The following is a 22,425-nucleotide window of genomic DNA, read 5'->3' as shown; positions in this document are numbered from 1 at the left end:
ATTATTTATTATCTCCTTTTACAGTGCTTGATTATTTTAAAAGGAGTAAAAAAAGCACATCAATTTACGTTTTTAAATTTTAAAATCAACCTGTCAAATGTGCCAAGTTTTGTTCTTTGAATAAATAAAAATGGGATGCTCACCTATTTGGTATTGCATCCCATTGGGATAGAGTATTATGTATTTGTTTTTGTGTATTTGTTATGCTCGTGGCTGAGCAGCTTAGCTTCACGAAATTGTGTGACGTACTTTTCTGCAGTCTTATCTTTTATATCAAGCTGTTTTGCAACTGCCAAATATTCCTGCCGATTGAACTCGTGGGGCAAAGCGTTGTAGAATTTCAGTTTAATTCCCTTTAAGTTGTTGTTGTTGGGGAGGTTTTGAAATACAGCGATAGCATGCTTTTCTAAAGTGAAAGCTATTTCGATGGCTGTTTGGAAATCGACTTCGTTGCAGAGTAATGGAGTTGATGTGTCGCCGTCTTCGAGAATTCGAAGGCTGCGAAGAACCATGGCAATTCTGAAAGTTATTAGGCCTAAACGTCGGCTATTTGCATTGAAATCGTTCCCCAGTAACATTCGGTTGCGATTGTAAAGGGTGTTGAATTGTTGGGTGAATCTTTCTCCTTGTTTGTTTGTGAAAGAAAAACGAATGGGAGAACTGTTTTGTTTCAGCATTTGATACAAGTCATCTATTTCCCGGGCTTTCGCTTCGAAAAACTCGGTATAATTGACTGAGGAGTAAGAAACAAATGGATTTTTAAAGTCGCTGAAATCTTCGAAAGCGTAATAAAGGAAACGACTGAAGAGTCCGTTTTCCGCATCGGGCATCATGTTGTGTACCTGTTTTGGCGTACCAGACAGGGCAATTGCCAGATGTGGATCTTCAATTTCGATGTATTCACTGTCTTTCCGACGAAACATGTTGGTACTTTCGTGGTGAAAGGCTTTTCGGAGCACATCGGTAAAGTTTCCCCAATCTTGTTTTAGGGTTCCTGACAGGGTATCGGCTTCGGTTTCGAAAATGATGCCTTTAAAATCGTTATCGGCCAATGCCTGGATAAATGCAGAAGCACTGCTATTGGCAGGAATGTAGAACATTTTACGTTTGGGTTCGATGGGTTTTTCGACAGCCTGACGCTGTTTTTTATTGAGGTTGTTGTATTCCTCTATTTGCCGGTCATACTCTTCTTTTTCCTGAATGGATTCTTCGACAATGGTTTTATGAATTTTTATGCCAAAGTATTTTGCCCATTTCAGCTTTCCTTTACCTGATCCGGCAGGTGCTGTGATGAAGGCATAGAGATGAGCTGAAACGGGCTCATCGAAATAGATTCCTTCGATATTGGGTAAGCATGCACTGATAACAGATAATGCACCAATTAGGAATACATCTTTTTCGATGCCTTCTTGAAATAGATTAGTGCTTTCTTTCAAAATATCGGGCAATTGCTCATAGATTAAAGAGGGGATTTGTGGGGTATTGAAAATGACTTCTTCATTGGCGTTTAAAACGCTGTCAGGTCTTGAAGACTCTGACAGGTTTCTTTTAGTCTTGGGAAAGGAAATATTGATTCCTTCGGATTTGGCGAGATGGAAGAGGGTTTTGATTGTGATTCCCTGTCCGTTTGCTTTGAGGCATTTGTCGAATTGCTGATTGCAATCCTTCGTGTTGTAATCGGGATGGAATCGGCTGATGCGATGGTAGTAATCTCTACCTGCTTCTCCTAATTCATCGGCTAGTGCAAAGCCTATATCGCGCCAATCGGCATAATTTGTTGTGATGTCGGTTTGGCTGGATTCGATGCGCTGGGTGATCATTTCGACTTCGCTTAATTCAGGTTGTTCGATGTCAGTAACTCCTAAATGGACTTCGTCGATTTCCGCTTTGCTCCAATTCCCTAAAGGGGTCTTTGAGGTACAAGACATTGCGTCTGTTCTTTGATTTGAAACACAAGGCATTGTATTACTACTAGTATCTATGTTTAGCCATTCTTGTGGCTTGAATTCTTTCTTCATGACTATTGCTTTTAAAGGATTACACGAAAAATTTGTGAACATTTGGAAAACTGAACCGAATAGAGCAAGAGAAAGGGAATGACTGTCCACCAGATGGGCCAGGTGTTTGATGTTACTTTTTGTAGGAATCTAAATATATATTTGATGTATTTATTTGCTTTCATAATTCTCTGTATTTACTGATTTACGATTACTGAAATAATTGGGATTGATATAGGCTTCGGGATCGTGAGGCAGAAAACATGCCCTTGAAATGTCTTTGCCTGATTTATCAACTTCTACCTTGTAAGTGTATTTGATATAGTTCGCTATTGCCTGAAAGTTATTGGCATGTGAGGCTTGTGAGAGATCAATGGAAATGATCCATTTTAAGCCATCTCCTGAGGGTGATGTGAACATCAGTTCGGTTTCGAAGTATTCATCGTTCAGTAGTTGATTTTTCAATTGCTGAAGGTTTGGAATGTGGTCGAAATCGATGGTCAGTAAGCCTGAATGCTTAATTAATTCGGTATCTTTTCGTTTTGAGAAAACACCTGAAAAGGTAACGTAATCGAAGTTGTTGGCTTTAAAATTTCGCGCTTGTTTTGGATCGCTAATTTTACGCAAAGCTTTGGTATTCTTCTTAAAAGCATTTCCGATGATTACCTGATATACATCGAGCAATGTGAATTTTTCAAAAGGTACTGTATTGCGAATTGGATGCTTGAAATAGGAAAAACGAGGTGCATTTAACAAGCTTAGGTTTATTTCGGTACCTGATTGAACTTTTAGCTTACTGAGGTTTAATTCTTCCTTTATTCTTTGAAGCAAATCATCGCCTTCTATTTTGTAATGTTGTTCTGCAAAGTCGAAAACATCACCATCGGGAATTGCTTTTTCTGTGTCGGTATGCCAGCCGCAATTGTCTTTGATTGAAATTTTTAATGTTGCTTTATCGGCGTTGAAAGGATTCCTTGCCGGAAGGCAATCCTTCCCCGAAAGGGAAAGGACTGTTGTTCCAGGATAATATTTACGCAGTATGTGTGCGTATATCTTTAAACCGCAATGGGTTTTAGACAAAATGGCTTTTCTGCTATTTTCCATGGCGTGCTGATTTAGATGGTGAATAGTTGGATTCCAACATGTTCTCTATATCAGAAAGCTTGTAGTAGAATTTGCCATTGATGCGGCTGTAGGGAAGTGTATGACTGTCCCTGAGGGTTTGCAGAGTTCTTTTGCTGATGTGCAGCACTTGCATTACATCCTGTCCGTCGATCCATGCTTCGGTGAACTTTTCGAGTCTTGTTTTGTGAAAAGTTTCGAGCAGTATTTTGATTGATTTGATCTCGCCTGAGAGATTCAACATCATTTTTATGATTTGAGTCATAATGTGATCCTCCCTTTTTTTACGAGATAATCGGCTGCTCTTTGATCTATTTCATCTTTAGAGCTAATACGGTTGCGCAGCAACCAGGTATCTAATTCTTTGCGGTTGAAATAGATTTTTTTCCCGTTGGGTTTGTAATGGGGTATCAGATTACTACTTGTTAGTTTGTACAAGTGAGATTCTGAGAACTCAAGGTATTTACAGGCTTCGTTGAAGTTTATTACTTCTTTTTTGAGCATATTCTGCTCAGTAAGCATCTGTTCAATGCTTTCTAATTTTTTTAAAATAACTGAATCCATTCCTTTGTGAATTACAAGTTTGAAAATGGACTCTATCGATAAAGTCATCACTGATTATCAATGACATATGCAATATAATACAGCAATGATGGCAGTTTATTATGTGGTAATTTTGGAAAGTGTAGGGTGTAGTAAATCAGCCACTTATGATTTTGAGTGGTAATTGTAATTGGAAAATTGACGGCAAATTACCGCAATTTTAACAGGCAGAAATATTATCTAACCAGTAATCTTTTTCAATAAAATTTAATAATCCAGCTTGATCATTATTCCATGTTCGGAATTGCTTATCTATGTTTGAATTGTATCTATAATCCAGGAACTTTCTAATCATAAGAGGTTCTATTTCTTTGTTCTCAGGGAAGTAGCGAGAGTTGAAGTATCCTTTTCTAATTAGTTGATGATAAAGAGCCGCCAAATATCTTTTTATGCCGTATTTATCCTTAAAATTATAATTGTCATCAATCAATTCTTTTTCATACATCAACTCTTCTATATGTGAGAATCGGGAAGGGTTTTTAATGATCTGCTCAAATAATAGCACTTTCGTATTGTTTGGTCTTATATCATCCCTAATTGGGTTAAATGTTGGTTTGGTTTCTTCCGTACTTGTTTTTATAATTGGATTGGTATTTGGAAAATTATCAGCTTCAATTATAATTTCTTGAGAAGGTGGATTCTCGTTAAAATATTTGTAAAAGATCTCCTCTTTACTCAAGTATTCACCATGTAGTTCATTTTTATAAGTTTCCTGGATATCCATAAACAATCTTATCATATGATATTTTAACAGGTGAATGACATAGGATTCATCTGCAATGGTAGGGTCTTTAGCTTTGTTAGGACTGTTTAGATCGAATTGTTCAGGTGTATAATTTCTACTCTGAATAACTTGATCTATTTCTTTTAATTTTTGTGATAGCTTTTTATTTATAGCTTGATTGACCAAATAGGCAATTTCGCTTTTATTGGATGTTAGTTGAATTTCGGAATAAAACTCATTTAAAAAGTTAATAGCAGAGTATTCAATTAAATTGTTGTAGTATTTACGAAAATATGATAGAGGTTTACAAAAGACTACTTCGTAATTGGGTTGATGTGTATAGTACTCTTTTTTTATATCGAGTATAAGGTGTTTGAATTTTAGATCTGAGAGATTGTTCATTTGCCAAGGGCGAAGCTCCAGGAACAATATTTTTTGATATAATTCTATTGCGTTCATTAAAGATCGAGTTTAATTCGGTTAGCGGCTTGGGTTTTCTTTTCGTCTATAATTTTTGCATAGACTTCAGTAGTTTTTAGACTTTTATGACCTAGTAGTTTAGAAACAGTATAGATGTCTGTGCCTAATGTTAATTGCAGCGTTGCGTAAGTGTGTCGTGCGCAGTGGAAGGTAATGTGTTTTTCGATTCCTGCACGTATCATCCATTCACGAATTTTCGCGTTGTTGTAATCGCTATAGGTAAGTCCCTTAAATACTTTTTGATTGTTAGGCGGTCTTTCTCCTGTAAATTTGATGGCATCTTCGGATATTGGGAGTGTTTCCTGACCTTTCGTTTTTTGTTGTTTAAATCGAATATAGTATCCATTTTCCTCGGAGTGTTGTATTTCTGCCCATGTTAGTTTTTCAATATCCGAAAAACGTAATCCGGTAAGGGCACTAAAGATAAATGCGTTTTTTAGTACCTCGATTTCACAATGTGCATTTACGATTTGTTTAAGCTCTTCGAGCGTTAAGAATTCTCTTTTTGTTTCAGCCTCTTGTATTCCTTTAACATCTTCTCCTGGGTTTTCAGAAATAATTTTGTCTTTTACAGCTTGTTTTAAGGTAGCTCTTACCTTATTGAAATAGGATACACATGAATTCTTAGAAAGGCTTTTTCCTTGTTTTGTCCTGGCTTCATACACCAGATAATGTTTTAAATCTTCAAGCCATACATTGTTTATGTCCATGAAGCGAACATCTGCCTTTTTCCATTTTTTTAGATGTTTTAATGCACTCATCCAGTTGCCGTAATTTCCTCCGCTTTCTTTGCGTTTTTCAGCTAAAGATTCAAAGTAGGGTAGAAAACTAGAGCATATTTTCTCAGAATCGCTAAATCCGTAGAAACCATTTTGAAGTTCAATTTGCCTTTTGGCTCTTAAATTATTAGCTAATTCTAGTGTTTCTTTGTTTAGGCGACGATCGTCACTTGTTTTTGGTTTTTCAACAAGGTAAAGTCTTAAGTATTCATACTTTCTAATTCCTTTGTGATAGAAATCCAGATACAGGCTTATTTTACCACTTTTGTTGCGTTGACGTAAGGTTACTTTCATTAGGTAAATAGTTTATCAATGTCAGATTTTTTAATAATGGTACGTCTACCAAATTTGGTAGTAGGAATGGTTCCATCTTTCATGACGCGATAGAATGTGCGTTCACTAATGCCGAGTAGGGTATAAGCTTCTTTGATGGAAAGGAATTCTTTTTGTTTTGCTGATTCAAGAATTGAATCTTTAGGAAAGGAGTGCTTAGCTTTATTGGCTTCCTCTAGAGCTTTGCTAAACTTATTTTCCTTTTTGCGTTGTTTGTAAGATTTTGCTGCGCATTTTTGGGTGCAAAATCTAGTCACTGTAGTTCTTGCAGTAAATTCCTTACCGCAATACTCGCAATGTTTTGAAATTTGAATTTTACTACTCATGCCACCAACTGCCTTTAATTGTCTATAACTGTCGTAAGTTGTCTTTAACTGCCATTATTTATCTTTCTCTGTTGCTAGGCAACAAATAAGATTGTTTGGGCAACAACTGTACAACTAAAATAGATAAAAAAATGCAGATGGGCAACAGATAAGTGAAAATAAATATTTGTAAGATGCAGTAAATGAGGATTGATGACAAATATCGGAAGGTGGATTACTTCCCGATGCAGAAATTCTTAAATATATTTCCCAAAACTTCATCAGTACTAATATCACCAGTTATCTCTCCAAGGAAATGAAGGCATTCGCGAATGTCCTGAGCAAGAAAATCGGTAGGAATTTGGCTGACTATTCCCTGAGACACTCTCTGTATACTTTCCAATGCATTTTTAAGAGCTTCGAAATGGCGAATATTGGTAACAATTACATCTTGTTCATTTACTTTCCCCATATTAACAGACTTAAGTAATTCATTGGTTAAAGCATCGATATTTTGTTTTTGCTTGGCAGAAATAAACATGACTTTATCTTCAGCTTTAAGACCTATTAGATTTTTTGCAATTTCTTGTGGATTTTCAATTAAATCAATTTTATTAATACAAACCAAAAGATGTTGAGAATCACGATCAATTGTTTTATTAACAGCAGCAATTGATTCATTTAGTTGATCAATATCCTTATCGGCATCCACCAAAAGCATAACAATTTGAGCTTGTTTCATTTTGCTGTAGGTGCGTTCGATTCCCATGCTTTCAATTCGATCCAATGTGGTACGAATTCCTGCAGTATCTATAAATCGGAATGTAATTCCGCCAAGGTTAATGGTGTCCTCAATTACATCACGAGTTGTGCCTGCAATATCCGAAACAATGGCTCTGTCTTCGTTCAAAAGAGCATTTAAAAGTGTTGATTTACCTACATTCGTATTCCCAACAATGGCAACAGGTACTCCGTTTTTAATTACATTTCCTAGCTCGAAAGAGTTAACCAGTTTTTGAATTAGACCTTTAATTTCGTCAACTAAATTTGTTAACTGACTGCGATCTGCAAATTCAACATCTTCTTCACCAAAATCAAGTTCCAACTCTATTAATGAAATAAAATTAAGAAGCCTGTCTCTTAAATTAGCAATTTCGTTAGAAAAACCTCCACGCATTTGTTGCAATGCAACTTTATGAGCGGCCGCAGAAGTAGAGGCAATTAAATCGGCAACAGCCTCGGCTTGAGAAAGATCCATTTTTCCATTAAGAAAAGCACGTTGAGTATATTCACCAGGATTTGCAGTTCGGGCACCATTTTTTAGTAACACCTGTAAAATTCTATGCTGTATAAAAGGTGCTCCATGGCAAGCAATTTCGATACTATTTTCTCCTGTGTAAGAATGAGGAGCTTTAAATATGCTAACTAATACTTCGTCGATTATTTCTTCGCCATCATTAATGGTCCCAAAATGCACAGTATTTGCTTTTTGTTCATTTAATTTTTTTGATTTAAGAGGATGAAATACTTTTTCACAAATAGAAATAGCATTATCTCCCGAGAGGCGTACAATTGCAATAGCTCCATTTCCAGGAGCAGTTGATATGGCACATATAGTTGATTGATCGATCATGATACAATGAATTTTTGTCAATATTTAAGTTTACAAAGATAAGTGAGAATTATGAATTAAGAATTAAGATTCTAAAATTATCTAATAGTAATCGATATTAGGAATGATCTTCATTTCCTTTGTTAGCTTTTCGAAATTAAAAATCACTATTTATAGGTATTGTTAAGCAACACTTTAGACTTTAGATTTGTATGTAAACACTAAAATATATAAGGATATGGTATATAATAAGACATCAAACGGATCAGTATTTAAATGTGATTCCTATCAATCAATTCATTTGGAATTTAATAATATAAATATCAATTTTTCGAATGAAATCAAGTATCATCAGTTTGCTGATTATGTGCATGATATAAATATAGAGCAAACAGAAAAAGAGAATGAAAATTCACCTTATCATAGAAAAATAATGATTCCCATAGGCAGTGGAGCCTGCAATTTCATAATGCACGGGGGAGAATTGGAGGATCTTAAACGCTTATGTATCCAAAGATTAAACGACAATATCTTAAGTTTTACAAAACTAGAGATCGATTTTAGTCTAAACTAATTATTGTTTCTACTTTTGTTTTTTATAATAAATGATACTAAAACAAAACAATGAAAAATATTACTGGCCGATGGTCGTTCAACGAGGATTTTGGTTTTGGCAAAGATGAAGGTTTTGCCGAATTTACACAGAATGGAGATAAATTAACTGGAGTAGTTGTTTATACAGAACGAATAGACGAGGAAACCCCATTTAGGGTAGAGCAGCATGTGGAAGGTAGTTATGATGGAACAAATTTTTCGGTTACAGGAACAAAAGTAGAATTATTAGATGTAGAAAAGCAATTTGAATACAATTTAGATACTTGGGAAGGGATCTTAAATGCTCAAAATCAGATTGTCGGACATAGTCACGACGGTCATGAGTGTTTTGGTGTATTTATTATGCAGCCAATTGAATTATTAAGCACAGAAAAATAATGAAATAAATATTACTTTTTTTTAATATTTATTTGGTGCTGTTAATCAGTTAATTATTGTCGGAAGTGTTGAAGATAGCGACTTGTAGACTATTTTTATATTCAAAAACATTTGGAGACTATAGAAAAAAGCATCATATTTGCCTCGCAATTAACGCAAGGCGGATGTGGCGTAATTGGTAGCCGCGCTAGACTTAGGATCTAGTGCCTTAGGGCGTGGGGGTTCGAGTCCCTTCATCCGCACAAAAAGGATCAACATTAGTTGGTCCTTTTTTATTTGTTGAGATTTTAGTTTTCCATAAAACTAAAAATTGCGATAGCAAACAGATAAAATCTTAAAAAACGAAATAGTCCAAAAAGCAGATATTTACTTAGTTTATAATTAATCATTCCCGATGCGATACTTACCATCGAAAAGGGAATAGGGAGCAAAGCACCGATAACTATTAAAAAACCACCCCATTTTTTTAAATGAACAATGTGTTTCTTCATTTTTCCTTCGATAGCTTGTTTAAAAGAAGGAAATTTAATTACTCCTTTACCAATAAAATAGGATACACAACCTCCTAAATAAGAGAGTAGAGCTAAAAAAGACAAGTGAACAAGCGGATTGGGTAATGTTTTGATCCAGGCAATAAATAGTTCAGGTGGAAGTAAGCCTAAGATCGATTCTGAAACAAAAAAAAGTGAGAAAACTCCTAATCGGGAATAATCTTTTGTTTTTTCTGTAAATATGGAGGTAAGATCAAGAATAAAATAATCAACAAATAATAGTGCTGAAATAAGAAATACAACAGGTAAAATTACTTTTTTAAGACTTTTGATAATGAACTGATAAAAGCCTGTATAGGCATAATATTGATGCAGTAGCAAAACTCTCGGTTTACGATTTTTGCGTTCAAAGTATGTTTTCATTTATGGCGTAACAATAGCTTTGTTTAAAACTTAAACAAACGGATAAAAAAAATAAGAAAGCTAAATACAGAGCTCAGAAAATTAGCTCATTCAGAATTGTTACTGTCTTGGAGGTGGCGAATCTACTTCTCTTGAAGGATTAATAATTTCGAATATTTTATGAAGAAATTCACTCTTACTTTTTAAAGGAAGTATCTTAGATAAAATACTACTCATGTTAATTTCTTCAGTTTCCTCATTATCGTTTTTATCCGATAGTTCAGAATTTTCAGTATTCGAATCGAAAAGGTCTATTGTTAAATCGCACTCAAATTGATGGTATTTCATTATCACCGGAAGTGATAGAAATGCCATTGAGAGCAGGATAATTACAAGTGACTTTTTCATTAATCTTTTTTAGATTGCAATTAACAAATATACATAAATAACTGTCTAAAAACACTTGTTTTTTGTTAAAAAATATAAATTTTTCATTTTAAATTATTATTGAAAGTTTTATTCTAAATTTAAAATAAACCTATTCTTTATTTGTACATAAATAATATTTTTATATTTGTTTATTGTCAAAATAATCAGAGCTTATGAGTATCAGAAAAAACCATTTAATTAAGCAGAAAATTGTAATTGTTTTGGTATTATTTAGCTTATTTTCTTTTGGTGGTATAATCTATACATTTCATTTTAGCACTAGCCTTGATAAAGAGCATATCAAATTAGTTGAAAAATCCGAGAAAATTGAGATTAGCTTTCTTGATAGCAGAATAAAATTAGATAATTATATACAAAGCAGACAAAAGGAAGATATTGATTCCTGCGAAAATTACTTAATAAAATCAAAAGTATATATTGCTGATATAGAAGATGTAATGGCGAATTCTCGCACCCACACTTTAAGTCATGCGAAATTAATCCTATCCGACTTATCTAAGCTTAAGCAGACAATTTCAAATTTTGAGAGTAGAATCAAGAAAATTGATGAATATTTAAGTTTTAATAAATCTTTTTATCAGTTTCAGAAATACTTCACGAACTATGAAAAAAGCCTGCATTTATACATTAATGAGACAAATTCAAGATTAAAACAGCAAATATTTGTGCTTATAGTGGTGGTTTTTATTTTGTTGATATTGAGTTTGTTATTAATTATTGGCTTAGCAAATAATTTAATTCGAGTAAACGCAGACTTAGTTCGAAACACCATGAAGGTTGAACAGCGAGAACGTAAAAGAATTGCAAGGGATTTACACGATGATTTGGGCGCTTTACTTTCCAGTATTGGAATGTATGGAAAAATAGTAGCAAAAGAGCTCGAAAAAAATCCGGATGTAAATGTCAAATTAAATCAAATTACCTTACTGTCAAAACAGGCATTAGGTGCTGTTGGTGAGGTGATTAATAATTTAAATCCATCGGTATTAAATCGTTATAATTTAAGTGAATCTCTGCAAAAACTTTCCGATAAAATCAATAAATTAGGCAAAATAAATTTAACTGTAAATACAGATAATTTTAAGGGAAAGCCTTTAAAAAGTACAGAAGTAATTGTTTATAGAATATGTAATGAGTTAATAAATAATAGCTTAAAACATGCACAGGCCAGCAAAGCCTATCTTAAACTATCGGGTTATAAAACCATTTTATTAAATTATTCCGATAATGGAATTGGATTTGATTCTGCAAAAATTCCTATTAATGAGAGTGGAGGGATGGGATTAAAGAATATTACGGATCGAATTAATTCAATTGGAGGAAAACTTGATATTAAAAGTAAACCAGGAAAGGGTTTTTTTATTGAAATTAAGTTTGATATAAACACGATAAAACAGATCGATGAAATCAATTAAAGTAATATTAGTAGATGATCATAAAATTTTTAGAGATGGTTTTCGATTATTACTGCAGAGTTTCCAGTATGTTGAAATAATTGGTGAAGCATCCAATGGAAGGGAATTATTGCAACTGCTAAACACTCATTCTCCAGATATCATTTTTATGGATATTAATATGCCAGATATTAATGGAGTAGAAGCTACACAAAAAGCTTTAGAACGATTTCCCAATATGAAAATTATTGCCCTTACCACATTTTTAGATGATGATTATCTGGAACAAATGCTAATGGCAGGGGTAGAAGCTTATATGTTAAAAAGTGCTGAAATTGATGAGTTTGAAAATGCTATTAAAAAAGTAAATTCAGGTGGTAATTACTTTTCCGAAGAAATGATTGACCTCTTATCGAATAAAAAAAACTCATTACAAAAGCACAAGAAAAAATATCTGGATGTCCCTGAATTCACCGATAGGGAGACAGAAATTTTAGACTTAATTTGTAAAGGATTAGGGAACAAGGAAATTGCGGAACAGACCTTTTTAAGTCCAAAAACTATTGAAAAACATAAGAGTAGCTTATTTCAGAAAACAGAAACTTACAATTCTGTTAATTTGGTAATTTATGCATTTAAACATGGCTTAATCAAAGACTAGTTTTTACTATCTATCCATAATGAAAGTAGGGATTTCCCCATTGTAAAAGATTTTACGGTATTCTATTTTTGCAGCTCATTAATTAAGAGAGAATAAATATGATTCAGTTTTTAAAGCGCAAAAGAATACTAAATAAGATTAAAGACCCCTTGGTGGAATTTGTAAGATTAGAAGCATTTGGTGGAATTGTATTAATGTTTTTCACAATTCTGGCAATTTTTATTGCAAATTCTACTGTTAGTGAATCATTTCTTGCCTATTGGCAAGGGTATTTTGGTTTGCACTTTGGAAGTTGGGAACTATCAAAAAGTCTTATTCATTGGATTAATGATGGTTTAATGGCAATCTTTTTTTTTGTTGTTGGACTGGAAATTAAACGTGAGCTTTTAACTGGAGGATTATCATCGATGCGTAAAGCAAGCCTTCCAATTTTTGCAGCCATTGGTGGTATGCTGGTTCCTGCATTATTTTATGTGTCGCTTAATTTAACAGGTAGTGGTACTCATGGTTGGGGAATACCGATGGCTACTGATATTGCTTTTGCTTTGGGGATTTTAATTCTTCTGGGAAAACGAATTCCGGTTGCTTTAAAACTTTTGTTAACATCAATTGCTATTGTCGATGATATTGGTGCTGTGATTGTAATTGCAGTCTATTATACCAGTGAAATAGATTGGTTGTATTTGCTTTACGGCGGAGGAATATATGTATTTCTTTGGTGTTTAAACTTACTAAAAGTTCGCAATGTTTCAGTCTTTTTAATTTTGGGAATTATTCTTTGGTACATGCTTTTAAAATCGGGTGTTCATGCAACTTTAGCAGGCATACTGCTTGCGTTTACAATTCCTGCGCATGCCAATCGAAATGTATTTGAGTTTGTTCGTTCAAATTTGGTTATAATGAATCAGTTAGATGATTCCACTAGCGAAAAGCAGACTGAGTTTAAAGAAAAACATGTTCAATCCTCAGTATATGCGATTGAAAATAATTGTGTTGAAGTTATTTCACCATTACACAGATTGGAACATTTATTCCATCCCTGGGTGGCCTATTTGATTGTTCCTTTATTTGCTTTCGCTAATGCGGGTGTATTAATCGATTCAACATTAGTGACAAATATTGCTGAGCCTATTTCTTTGGGGATCATCTTCGGATTATTTGTTGGAAAACCTTTAGGAATATTTTTATTCTCCTACATAAGTGTACATTTAAAATTAGCACAGAAGCCATTAGAAATTTCTTGGTTGCAAATTTTAGGAATTGGCTTTTTAGGTGGAATTGGTTTTACAATGTCGTTTTTTGTTTCGCAATTGGCATTTACCAATGTCCAGATGCTAAGTCTTGCAAAATTTTCGGTTTTAATAGCATCATCTATGTCGGGAATTATAGGTTTTCTGATACTCAGGATTTTTAGTCGAAATCAGGAATAATTATTTTGGTTTTGTTCCTGTAACAAAGTTTTGGTTTGAGAATTATTTGTAAAATAATTTTATTTCTCGATAAACTTGTTTATCAGCTGGTTTAGTTGGTGTATGTCCCGTAAATACTGATGTGTGGAGATTTTTTTATGAAAATATTTTGTTTCAAAAGAAAAAATGACTCATATTTGCATCGCAATTAACGCAAGGCGGATGTGGCGTAATTGGTAGCCGCGCTAGACTTAGGATCTAGTGCCTTAGGGCGTGGGGGTTCGAGTCCCTTCATCCGCACAAAAAAGGATCAACTAATGTTGATCCTTTTTTTATGGTTAGCCAGATTATTTCGCTGTCTGCTAATTCTAATAAGTTTAGTAAAATAGTAGAAGTATATTATCTGCTGCATTCAATATCAATATTACTACATACATGATTTGCAAATCCGTAACCAGCTTCGGAATAGATATCATAAACTGCATCAACATCCATTTTTTCTAATTGCTTGTGTTCATCTTCAAATCGTGCTATGGCAGCAATTCTTCCATTATATTTTGTTGATTTTAATTGTTTTACCGCAAAAATATTTGATTGATGATCATTCATACATAGCATAATTAACTTTACTTGCTTGTGATTCGATTTTGAAAAAATACTTTCCCAAAATTCACCGTCTGCAGCATCGTCTTGTTGAATGTTTTTTCCTTCTTTTTTAAGATTTTGAACTGTGTCATAATTGTAATCCAATCCTAAAACTTTTTGTCCATGTATTTTATTTAATTGATCATAAACCGATACACCCAGTTTTCCCATACCAAAAACTAAAATTTCTGCATCGCCAATATCAAAAGTCTTATCGTAAATTAAACGACTTTTAGTCTCAAATTTTCGAAGGTGTTTTTTAATTCCAAAATAAATTCTGTGAGCCTGAGAATTTAAAGGAGAAGAAATGATAAAAGTTATGGCCACCGCAATAGCAATAGTTACCAACCAATCTGAGGGAATTAAATTTTTTGCAACTGCAATAGAAGCCACAATTAAACCAAATTCGCTAAAATTGGCAAGTGTTAAAGATGTAAATAAAGATGTTCTGGCCCGAACTTTAAAGCGGGTTAATACAATGAAATAGAGTATGGCTTTTATATTAATAGCCAAAGCTAAAATGATTGCTATCTGTAGCATCTGAAAATCAGGGAAACCCATTAATCCAATAGAAAGAAAGAAGCCAATTAGAAAGATATCTTTAAAATTCATTAAGGACTCTGCCAGTTCTTTTGCTTTTTTATGATTTGAAATAAGTATACCCACAACCAATGCTCCTAAATCGGCTTTAAGGCCAACAAATTTAAATAGCTCGGCTCCTACAACTAAAGCTAGAAAAAATCCGTAAAGCACTAAAATTTCGCCATGACCAATTTTTTCGAGTATCAAAAATAGTAAGGGACGTATCAAAACAAAAACAACTGGTAAAGCAAGAGCCCAAACAGAAGGAAGTTCTCCCGCAACCAATACAATATAAAAAACAGCGAAAATATCCTGAATTATCAATATTCCTATCGATAGTACACCATAAGCCGATTTTAATTCGCTTTTTTCTTCTAAAATTTTAACTGCATAAATGGTACTCGAAAAACTAAGCGCAAAACCAATTATTAAGGCTTGTTGCCATGTAAAATCAGTAAATATATGTAAGGAGCTATAGCTTAAACCAAATAAAATTAAACCCATTAGCAAGCTTACCAAAAGAAGATGTATAGAGGCGCCACCCCAGATTTCCTTATGAAGTAGATCTTTAATGCTTAACTTAAGACCAATGGTGAATAACAAAAGACTTATTCCAAGCTCGGAAAGACTTTGAATTAATTCATTCGACTCGGCACCAAAATATTTTAAGGTAAATCCCGCTAGTAAATATCCTATTAATGGGGGAAGTCCTATTACTTTTACAAGTAGTCCGAAAGAAAATGCAATAGCTAGCCAAAGAGGATCCATAGTTAATTTAATTTAGAGGGTAAAACCGCTTTCATGGCGGGATACTAAAAATAGAGATAATAATTTATAGATTGGACTTATGAGTTTTTAAAATTAGAGAAAATATTTAGAGATTACTTAAAAAATTAACGAACAAAATAATTAAAACGATTGTACCCCTAAATTAAACTTTATGACTTAGCTAAAATTGTGTTATTGCTTTTTTTGTAAAAAATATGTGCAATAATAAAACCGGAGTTATTCATGTAATTTTTAAATATTGATATTCCCAATATTATTGTAGTTTAGTATAAAAAATAATGCTTTCTATCATTAGAGGCAAATATATAAAAGATGTAAGCATGAGAACACAACTTATCCCATTTCAATCGATTGGACTTTGTTTTAGTGGTGGCGGATATCGTGCTACTTTTTTTTCGCTGGGGGTTCTTTCCTACTTAAACAGAATATCTTATGAGGGCGATGCATTGCTAAATAGGGTAGAGGCTATTAGTGCGGTAAGTGGAGGATCTTTGTTAGCTATGGCCTATGCTAAAGCCGTACAAAGTGAGAATTATAATTTTAATAAGTTTTACAGAGAGTTCTACGAATGTTTTGAGCCTGACAAAGATAAATTGCTCGAAAATGCAGTCGAGAAACTCGAGAATCGCGTTTTGTGGAAAAAATATCCACACAAGAAAAGATCTTTGATTAATGCTTTTGCCTTGGCTTATGCTGATATGCCTTTCTTTCAGGGACAATTCGGTATGTTTAAAAATATCAAATCATCGAATCTTAAGCATGTTTGTTTTAATGCAACAGAATTTTCTTTTGGAAGGGCTTTTAGGTTTCAGAATATTGGCACATTTGGAAATGGAAATCTATCTTGTGATGAGTTAAATCAATTAAGCAGTAAAATTGAACTTTCAGATATTGTTGCATCATCATCGTGCTTTCCCATTGGATTTGAGCCTTTGGTGTTTCCCGATGATTATATTCGAAACAGAAAAGACACCGATTACAAAAATCTTAAGCGTCTCGAAAATTTTACCAAAGGAATTGGTGTAATGGATGGAGGAATAGTCGATAATCAGGCTATTGGTAGTATGGTGAATATTAGTAAATCAAAACATAGAGACAGGATATTAGATTTAATTATTGTTAATGATGTTGGGAATAGTGAAATGGAAGCCTGGTTACCCGAAAATTCTAAAGGTACTTCCAGAATATCAGTAAAAGAAAAGGCCAATACATTCATGAAATATCTGAGTGTTCACTGGAGTTTTTTAACAATTTTATTTTCTGGCATTGTTTTAATGTTAATCAACTCTTTAGAAATTATAACAGGACAAGCATGGCCCTCTTTATATGTTATTGGTGGTGTTCTAACAGGTATTGGCTTAAGTTTATCTTTGGCCGGTGGAGTAATTGCTTATTTAAAAAGTGATGCTTTGGCTAAGCTAAAAGTAATTTTTGAAAATAATGTGCCCGGATCATTACTTACCGAAATTAAATCTTTCCAGAAATTAAATACCGATTTGGTAAAACGTATGCTCATAGAAAGAGCAACCTCAGGAGCGAAAATGATTGATGATGTATTTTTAAAACAAATTAGGTATTTAAACTACCAACTTTTCTACTCTTCGGAGAATCTGGAAAATAGGAGAATAAGTTCAGTTATAGGCGGTTTAAATGGAGCAAAAAAAACACATCTAGAGATAAAACGACCTCAGAAGCGGTTAAAGGCAGTGGCCTTAACAGCATCAAAAGCACCAACATCGCTTTGGTGGACCGAGGAAGATAGAAAAGTAGACAGAATGAATTCCTTAATTGCTTGTGGGCAATTTACAAGCTGTTATAATTTGATGAAATATATCTTAGAACTAAAAAGTTGTGGAATCAGTAATCCGGAAATAGATAAAATGTATAATGTGTTAAAAGAGGATTGGGCAAAGTTTAATGAAAATCCACTTTTTACCTTAGAATAAAATTTGAATCAACTCAATCTTAATTCTAGATTTGTAATCCGTCAATTAGTACTCGTCTTTTTCACAGGTATATATGTGCCTTAGTCAGTAAATTAGAATCAATCTACATTAGCATTTTTGTTGTGTTCGGTGAATTCTTTCTATTTTTGAATAAAATAAGAGATACACTAAAATATCATACATTATGGCTATTAACAAGAATGTAGAAAAGATTTTGAACGAACAGATTAATGCTGAATTTTGGTCAGCATATTTTTACCTTTCAATGTCGAATTATTTTAACGCAAATGGAATGCCAGGTTTTGCAAATTGGATGAAAGTTCAGTTTGAAGAAGAAACTTTTCATGCAATGAAAATGCTTGACTATATAAATGAGCGTGCAGGTAGAGTAATTTTAGATCCCATACCTGAAGTTCCTTCAGAATGGTCCGGAGTGCTAAATGTTTTCGAAGAAACATTGAAACACGAAGAGGAAGTTACTCGATTGATAAATGGATGTGTAAATGTTGCAATCGAAGAAAAAGATCACGCTACAGTTAATTTTCTTCAATGGTTTGTTGATGAACAAGTAGAAGAAGAAGCCACTGTTGGCGAAATTATTGATCAATTAAGAATGTTCGAAGGAAAAGGTCATGGACTTTATATGATGGATAAAGATTTTAAGACAAGAACATTTACTGCTCCTGCTGAATAAATAAGACAGACTTTATTATATCTAAAGCCTCACATATTTTTTGTGAGGCTTTTTTTATGATATTATCATAAATCGTATTTTTACGACTTACTAATAATCCATCAAAAGAATTCAATTATTTTCAATAAAACCAGTCGTTAAACCAATAATAATTTTTACTTTTGGTCTCGATGGATATGAACAGATACCTCATAGTAGTTTTTTGTGTGCTTACAGGTTGTGCAGCTGTAGTTCCGGGCGCTAATGCTCAGGATTTTACGGTAGATCAACAATTGTTTGCAGAATGGTATGCAGATCATATTCAACACTTCGACGAATCTTTTGCTTCACCAATATTGGTGCAAGTAGATCAGGAAATGGTTACTGGAACCTGTTTTTCGAATCCCGAAGAACTATCTGTTCTAAAGAATTTACCTAAAATTCCAGCTTTAAATCGAGAAGAATCTTTACTCAATTATCCTTTACCAGAAGAGTTTAGGGGAGTAAATCCTTATTCCGAAGTTTACTACAAACAAATTCCCGAGGGTGATACTCAAATTCGGGCTCCTGGCATTTTTTGCTAATATTTCATCTGCCCAGAAACCGGGCAAGCTTAGTAAATTAACATACAAATAATTTGTATCTCAATAGTATTGAGTGCATTTACATATTGAAATCAATATATCAAGATGAGTTTTATAAATAAAACATTAGGCAAACTGTTTGGTAATAAATCAGACCGAGATTTAAAAGAATTATCGCCTTATTTAGGGAAAATTACAAAAGAGTACGAAAGAGTAACACAATTAAGTCATGATGGGCTTCGTGAAGAATCGGAGAAACTAAAACAACACATTAAAGATTATGTAAAAGCTGAAACTGATCAGGTTAAAGCTTTAAAAGATAAAATCGAGAATGGTGGTCTTTCTGTAAACGAGAAAGAAGATACTTACGACCAAATCGATAAAATAGAAGAGCAAATTGATGAAAAAATAGAAGAGGTTTTAGAGGAAATTCTTCCTACGGCCTTTGCTGTTGTGAAAGATACTGCTCGACGATTTACCGAGAATGAAGAAATTGAAGTAACTGCAAACCAATTCGATCGCGACTTGGCTCCTCATTTTGATAATGTACAAATAGATGGAGATAAAGCTGTTTTCTTTAATTCATGGACTGCTGGGGGAACAGAAGTAACCTGGGATATGGTTCATTACGATGTGCAGCTAATTGGTGGTACTGTTCTGCACCAAGGTAAAATTGCCGAGATGGCAACGGGTGAGGGTAAAACTTTAGTAGCAACTTTACCAGTGTTTCTAAACGCCTTAACTGGTCGTGGTGTTCATGTTGTAACTGTGAATGATTACCTGGCCAAACGTGACTCGGAATGGATGGGACCATTATATCAATTCCATGGTTTATCAGTTGATTGTATTGATAAACACTCTCCAAATTCCGATGAGAGAAGAAAGGCTTATGCCTCTGATATTACCTTTGGTACAAATAATGAATTTGGTTTTGACTACTTGCGTGATAATATGGCTACCAATCCTAAAGATTTGGTTCAGCGTCGTCACAACTATTCAATTGTCGATGAGGTCGATTCGGTATTAGTAGATGATGCTCGTACGCCATTAATTATTTCAGGACCTATTCCACGTGGTGATAATCAGCAATTCGATGTTTTAAAACCAGAAGTTCAAAAGCTTGTTAAAGCACAGAACGATTTGGTGATGCATATTTTTACCGAAGCAAAAAAATTACTTGCCAGCCAAGATAAAAAAGAGCATGAAGAAGGTGCTAAGTTGTTGTTAAGAACTTTTAAAGGTTTACCAAAAATGAAACCTTTAATTAAGTACTTAAGTGAGCAGGGAAACAAAGCTATCTTGCTAAAAACAGAAAATTTCTACATGCAGGAGAACAACAAAAACATGCACATTATTACCGATGAGCTGTATTTTGTTATCGACGAAAAACAAAATTCAATAGAACTTACAGATAAAGGGATCGACTTATTAAGTGCCGATGCCAATGACTCTGGATTCTTTGTGTTACCTGATATTGGTTCAGAAATTAATGACATTGAAAAATCATCATTATCTGATGAAGAAAAAGTTAGCAAAAAAGATGAGCTAATTCAATCTTATTCGGTTAAAACAGAACGTGTTCATACTGTAAATCAGTTGTTAAAAGCTTACACATTATTCGAAAAAGATGTAGAGTATGTGTTAATTGATGGTAAGGTCAAAATTGTCGATGAGCAAACAGGACGTATCATGGAAGGTCGTCGTTACTCCGATGGTTTGCACCAGGCAATTGAAGCCAAAGAGAGTGTTAAGATTGAAGCTGCAACTCAAACTTTCGCAACAATTACCCTTCAGAATTACTTTAGAATGTATCACAAGCTATCGGGTATGACAGGTACTGCAGAGACCGAAGCTGGTGAGTTGTGGGACATCTACAAATTAGAGGTAGTTGTAATTCCAACCAACCGACCAATTTCTCGCGACGATAGAGATGATTTGGTTTACAAAACCAAACGTGAGAAATATGCCGCGGTTATTGAAGAAATTGTTGCTCTGGTACAGGCTGGTCGTCCGGTATTAGTAGGTACAACTTCGGTTGAAATTTCAGAATTGTTAGGTAGAATGCTTAAGATTCGTGGGATAAAACACAATGTACTGAATGCAAAATTACACCAGCGCGAAGCTGATATTGTTGCAGAAGCCGGTCAGGCAGGAACCGTTACCATTGCTACCAATATGGCTGGTCGTGGTACCGATATTAAATTAAGCGATGAAGTAAAAGCTGCAGGTGGTTTGGCTATTATTGGTACCGAACGTCACGATTCACGTCGTGTAGACCGTCAGTTGCGTGGTCGTGCCGGTCGTCAGGGAGATGTAGGTTCTTCTCAGTTCTTTGTATCTCTTGAAGATGATTTAATGCGTTTGTTTAGTTCCGATCGTATTGTGAAACTAATGGACCGTATGGGGCTGGAAGATGGTGAGGTAATTCAGCATAGCATGATTACCAAATCAATTGAGCGAGCACAGAAAAAAGTAGAAGAAAATAACTTTGGTATTCGTAAGCGTTTACTTGAATACGATGATGTAATGAACTCTCAGCGTGAGGTAATTTACAAACGTCGCCGTCACGCATTATTCGGAGAACGTATTCAGGTTGATATTGCCAACATGATGTATGATGTTTCAGAAACAATAGTAAACGAATATCATGGTGGTAGTTTCGAAGATTTTAAAATGGAATTAATTCGTACTTTCTCAATTGAATCTCCAATTACAGAGGAAGAATTTATGAAGGAAAATCCTGCTGTAATCTCCGAAAAAATCAATGATATTGTACAGGATACTTACAAAAGAAAAACCGAAGCTATTGCTAAACAGGCATATCCTGTAATCAAGAATGTATATGAGGCAAAAGCAGAAATGTATGAGAACATAGTTGTTCCTTTTACCGACGGATCGAAAATGTTCAATGTGGTAACTCATCTAAAGAAAGCTTACGAGACTGAGGCTGAAGATGTAATGAGATCATTCGAAAAAGTTTCTATTTTGGCAACAATTGACGATTCGTGGAAAGAGCATTTACGCGAAATGGATGACTTGAAACAATCTGTACAGAATGCTTCTTATGAGCAAAAAGATCCACTTTTAATTTACAAATTTGAATCCTTTAACTTATTTAAAGTAATGGTTGAAGATGTAAATAAGAAGGTGATTTCAAGTTTAATGAAAGGGCATATTCCTTTGCAGGATCCTGAAGAAGTTCGTCAGGCTGAAGAACGCAAGCGCGATATGAGTAAGCTAAAAACTACCAAAGAGGAGCTAAGCTCTGATGGACGACACAAGCAGGCTCCCAAAAAAGCTGAACCAGTTCGAAATGTTCAAAAAGTAGGACGTAATGAGCCTTGTCCTTGTGGTAGTGGTAAAAAGTTTAAGCATTGTCACGGTAAAGGTGCATCGGCTTAAGCCAGATAATAAGTGAAAGAATGAATTAATGAGAATTGAGTAAATTGTA

General features: G+C 34.1%; 20 protein-coding genes and 2 tRNA genes. 11 read left to right on the top strand and 11 right to left on the bottom strand.

Annotated elements, in window-relative coordinates; translation table 11 throughout:
- Nucleotides 1–176: 176 nt before the first annotated feature.
- The 8 genes from ACT3CE_RS14485 to mnmE all read right to left on the bottom strand — a co-directional run bounded on the left by ACT3CE_RS14485 (nt 177) and on the right by mnmE (nt 7,976).
- Nucleotides 177–2,018: a DUF3987 domain-containing protein gene (locus tag ACT3CE_RS14485; RefSeq protein WP_444710483.1), complete on the bottom strand. Its 1,842-nt coding sequence runs from the start codon at nt 2,016–2,018 to the stop codon at nt 177–179.
- A gap of 150 nt (nt 2,019–2,168) precedes the next feature.
- On the bottom strand, nt 2,169–3,101 hold the full coding sequence (locus ACT3CE_RS14480; RefSeq protein WP_444710482.1) for a BT4734/BF3469 family protein: 933 nt from the start codon (nt 3,099–3,101) through the stop codon (nt 2,169–2,171).
- On the bottom strand, nt 3,091–3,384 hold the full coding sequence (locus ACT3CE_RS14475) for a helix-turn-helix domain-containing protein (RefSeq protein WP_444710481.1): 294 nt from the start codon (nt 3,382–3,384) through the stop codon (nt 3,091–3,093). Before ACT3CE_RS14475 ends, ACT3CE_RS14480 begins: the two co-directional genes overlap by 11 nt.
- Complete coding sequence (locus ACT3CE_RS14470; protein ID WP_444710480.1) at nt 3,381–3,683, bottom strand: helix-turn-helix domain-containing protein; 303 nt, start codon at nt 3,681–3,683, stop codon at nt 3,381–3,383. Before ACT3CE_RS14470 ends, ACT3CE_RS14475 begins: the two co-directional genes overlap by 4 nt.
- A gap of 199 nt (nt 3,684–3,882) precedes the next feature.
- On the bottom strand, nt 3,883–4,905 hold the full coding sequence (locus ACT3CE_RS14465) for a DUF6617 family protein (RefSeq protein ID WP_444710479.1): 1,023 nt from the start codon (nt 4,903–4,905) through the stop codon (nt 3,883–3,885).
- Nucleotides 4,905–5,999, bottom strand: a complete 1,095-nt coding sequence (locus tag ACT3CE_RS14460) for a phage integrase SAM-like domain-containing protein (protein WP_444710478.1) — start codon at nt 5,997–5,999, stop codon at nt 4,905–4,907. The genes ACT3CE_RS14465 and ACT3CE_RS14460 overlap by 1 nt, the downstream gene beginning before the upstream one ends.
- Nucleotides 5,999–6,364, bottom strand: a complete 366-nt coding sequence (locus ACT3CE_RS14455) for a helix-turn-helix domain-containing protein (protein WP_444710477.1) — start codon at nt 6,362–6,364, stop codon at nt 5,999–6,001. The genes ACT3CE_RS14460 and ACT3CE_RS14455 overlap by 1 nt, the downstream gene beginning before the upstream one ends.
- A 214-nt stretch (nt 6,365–6,578) precedes the next feature.
- Complete coding sequence (gene mnmE / locus ACT3CE_RS14450) at nt 6,579–7,976, bottom strand: tRNA uridine-5-carboxymethylaminomethyl(34) synthesis GTPase MnmE (RefSeq protein WP_444710476.1); 1,398 nt, start codon at nt 7,974–7,976, stop codon at nt 6,579–6,581.
- A 217-nt stretch (nt 7,977–8,193) separates the two neighbouring features.
- On the opposite strand from mnmE, the gene ACT3CE_RS14445 reads away from it, so the two are divergent.
- From ACT3CE_RS14445 to ACT3CE_RS14435, 3 genes are all read left to right on the top strand, one after another.
- On the top strand, nt 8,194–8,529 hold the full coding sequence (locus ACT3CE_RS14445) for a DUF6686 family protein (protein WP_444710475.1): 336 nt from the start codon (nt 8,194–8,196) through the stop codon (nt 8,527–8,529).
- Between the two features lie 50 nt (nt 8,530–8,579).
- Entirely contained in the window at nt 8,580–8,948 is a 369-nt protein-coding gene (locus tag ACT3CE_RS14440; RefSeq protein WP_444710474.1) for a hypothetical protein, read from the top strand.
- A 160-nt stretch (nt 8,949–9,108) separates the two neighbouring features.
- Nucleotides 9,109–9,190, top strand: a tRNA-Leu gene (locus ACT3CE_RS14435).
- Nucleotides 9,191–9,235: 45 nt separating this feature from the next.
- Here ACT3CE_RS14435 and ACT3CE_RS14430 read toward each other — a convergent pair.
- Together ACT3CE_RS14430 and ACT3CE_RS14425 are read right to left on the bottom strand one after the other, a co-directional pair.
- Nucleotides 9,236–9,862 carry a YqaA family protein gene (locus ACT3CE_RS14430; RefSeq protein ID WP_444710473.1) on the bottom strand — a complete coding sequence of 209 codons (627 nt, stop codon included), beginning with the start codon at nt 9,860–9,862 and terminating at the stop codon, nt 9,236–9,238.
- Nucleotides 9,863–9,961: 99 nt separating this feature from the next.
- Nucleotides 9,962–10,249 (bottom strand): hypothetical protein, encoded by a 288-nt coding sequence (locus tag ACT3CE_RS14425; protein ID WP_444710472.1) that lies wholly within the window; start codon nt 10,247–10,249, stop codon nt 9,962–9,964.
- Nucleotides 10,250–10,443: 194 nt separating this feature from the next.
- On the opposite strand from ACT3CE_RS14425, the gene ACT3CE_RS14420 reads away from it, so the two are divergent.
- From ACT3CE_RS14420 to ACT3CE_RS14405, 4 genes are all read left to right on the top strand, one after another.
- Nucleotides 10,444–11,706 (top strand): sensor histidine kinase, encoded by a 1,263-nt coding sequence (locus ACT3CE_RS14420; RefSeq protein WP_444710471.1) that lies wholly within the window; start codon nt 10,444–10,446, stop codon nt 11,704–11,706.
- On the top strand, nt 11,693–12,346 hold the full coding sequence (locus ACT3CE_RS14415) for a response regulator (protein WP_444710470.1): 654 nt from the start codon (nt 11,693–11,695) through the stop codon (nt 12,344–12,346). Before ACT3CE_RS14420 ends, ACT3CE_RS14415 begins: the two co-directional genes overlap by 14 nt.
- 98 nt (nt 12,347–12,444) lie before the next feature.
- The gene (nhaA, locus tag ACT3CE_RS14410; protein ID WP_444710469.1) at nt 12,445–13,776 is read left to right on the top strand and encodes a Na+/H+ antiporter NhaA; all 1,332 of its coding nucleotides are present in this window, start codon (nt 12,445–12,447) and stop codon (nt 13,774–13,776) included.
- A 197-nt stretch (nt 13,777–13,973) separates the two neighbouring features.
- Nucleotides 13,974–14,055, top strand: a tRNA-Leu gene (locus tag ACT3CE_RS14405).
- 99 nt (nt 14,056–14,154) lie between these two features.
- Here the strand turns inward: ACT3CE_RS14405 and ACT3CE_RS14400 are convergent.
- On the bottom strand, nt 14,155–15,750 hold the full coding sequence (locus ACT3CE_RS14400; protein WP_444710468.1) for a cation:proton antiporter domain-containing protein: 1,596 nt from the start codon (nt 15,748–15,750) through the stop codon (nt 14,155–14,157).
- A gap of 341 nt (nt 15,751–16,091) precedes the next feature.
- Here ACT3CE_RS14400 and ACT3CE_RS14395 point away from each other — a divergent pair, with 341 nt between their 5' ends.
- The 4 genes from ACT3CE_RS14395 (at nt 16,092) to secA (ending at nt 22,376) form a co-directional block, all read left to right on the top strand.
- The gene (locus ACT3CE_RS14395; protein ID WP_444710467.1) at nt 16,092–17,717 is read left to right on the top strand and encodes a patatin-like phospholipase family protein; all 1,626 of its coding nucleotides are present in this window, start codon (nt 16,092–16,094) and stop codon (nt 17,715–17,717) included.
- A gap of 184 nt (nt 17,718–17,901) precedes the next feature.
- The gene (locus ACT3CE_RS14390) at nt 17,902–18,411 is read left to right on the top strand and encodes a ferritin (RefSeq protein ID WP_444710466.1); all 510 of its coding nucleotides are present in this window, start codon (nt 17,902–17,904) and stop codon (nt 18,409–18,411) included.
- A 176-nt stretch (nt 18,412–18,587) separates the two neighbouring features.
- Nucleotides 18,588–18,974 (top strand): hypothetical protein, encoded by a 387-nt coding sequence (locus tag ACT3CE_RS14385; protein ID WP_444710465.1) that lies wholly within the window; start codon nt 18,588–18,590, stop codon nt 18,972–18,974.
- Nucleotides 18,975–19,079: 105 nt separating this feature from the next.
- On the top strand, nt 19,080–22,376 hold the full coding sequence (secA, locus tag ACT3CE_RS14380) for a preprotein translocase subunit SecA (RefSeq protein WP_444710464.1): 3,297 nt from the start codon (nt 19,080–19,082) through the stop codon (nt 22,374–22,376).
- Nucleotides 22,377–22,425: the final 49 nt, after the last annotated feature.

It is taken from the genome of Marinifilum sp. RC60d5 (genome assembly GCF_052400665.1).
In the GTDB taxonomy this organism is placed as follows: domain Bacteria; phylum Bacteroidota; class Bacteroidia; order Bacteroidales; family Marinifilaceae; genus JBQTGK01.
Note: the sequence above shows the minus strand (reverse complement) of the source record. Positions and strands in the feature narration are given on the sequence as shown.

Bases quoted from the DNA above. Each gene is read 5' to 3' on its own strand.
- ACT3CE_RS14485 (WP_444710483.1), bottom strand. From the start codon at position 2,018: ATGAAGAAAGAATTCAAGCCACAAGAATGGCTAAACATAGATACTAGT.
- ACT3CE_RS14480 (WP_444710482.1), bottom strand. From the start codon at position 3,101: ATGGAAAATAGCAGAAAAGCCATTTTGTCTAAAACCCATTGCGGTTTA.
- ACT3CE_RS14475 (WP_444710481.1), bottom strand. From the start codon at position 3,384: ATGACTCAAATCATAAAAATGATGTTGAATCTCTCAGGCGAGATCAAA.
- ACT3CE_RS14470 (WP_444710480.1), bottom strand. From the start codon at position 3,683: ATGGATTCAGTTATTTTAAAAAAATTAGAAAGCATTGAACAGATGCTT.
- ACT3CE_RS14465 (WP_444710479.1), bottom strand. From the start codon at position 4,905: ATGAACGCAATAGAATTATATCAAAAAATATTGTTCCTGGAGCTTCGC.
- ACT3CE_RS14460 (WP_444710478.1), bottom strand. From the start codon at position 5,999: ATGAAAGTAACCTTACGTCAACGCAACAAAAGTGGTAAAATAAGCCTG.
- ACT3CE_RS14455 (WP_444710477.1), bottom strand. From the start codon at position 6,364: ATGAGTAGTAAAATTCAAATTTCAAAACATTGCGAGTATTGCGGTAAG.
- mnmE (WP_444710476.1), bottom strand. From the start codon at position 7,976: ATGATCGATCAATCAACTATATGTGCCATATCAACTGCTCCTGGAAAT.
- ACT3CE_RS14445 (WP_444710475.1), top strand. From the start codon at position 8,194: ATGGTATATAATAAGACATCAAACGGATCAGTATTTAAATGTGATTCC.
- ACT3CE_RS14440 (WP_444710474.1), top strand. From the start codon at position 8,580: ATGAAAAATATTACTGGCCGATGGTCGTTCAACGAGGATTTTGGTTTT.
- ACT3CE_RS14430 (WP_444710473.1), bottom strand. From the start codon at position 9,862: ATGAAAACATACTTTGAACGCAAAAATCGTAAACCGAGAGTTTTGCTA.
- ACT3CE_RS14425 (WP_444710472.1), bottom strand. From the start codon at position 10,249: ATGAAAAAGTCACTTGTAATTATCCTGCTCTCAATGGCATTTCTATCA.
- ACT3CE_RS14420 (WP_444710471.1), top strand. From the start codon at position 10,444: ATGAGTATCAGAAAAAACCATTTAATTAAGCAGAAAATTGTAATTGTT.
- ACT3CE_RS14415 (WP_444710470.1), top strand. From the start codon at position 11,693: ATGAAATCAATTAAAGTAATATTAGTAGATGATCATAAAATTTTTAGA.
- nhaA (WP_444710469.1), top strand. From the start codon at position 12,445: ATGATTCAGTTTTTAAAGCGCAAAAGAATACTAAATAAGATTAAAGAC.
- ACT3CE_RS14400 (WP_444710468.1), bottom strand. From the start codon at position 15,750: ATGGATCCTCTTTGGCTAGCTATTGCATTTTCTTTCGGACTACTTGTA.
- ACT3CE_RS14395 (WP_444710467.1), top strand. From the start codon at position 16,092: ATGAGAACACAACTTATCCCATTTCAATCGATTGGACTTTGTTTTAGT.
- ACT3CE_RS14390 (WP_444710466.1), top strand. From the start codon at position 17,902: ATGGCTATTAACAAGAATGTAGAAAAGATTTTGAACGAACAGATTAAT.
- ACT3CE_RS14385 (WP_444710465.1), top strand. From the start codon at position 18,588: ATGAACAGATACCTCATAGTAGTTTTTTGTGTGCTTACAGGTTGTGCA.
- secA (WP_444710464.1), top strand. From the start codon at position 19,080: ATGAGTTTTATAAATAAAACATTAGGCAAACTGTTTGGTAATAAATCA.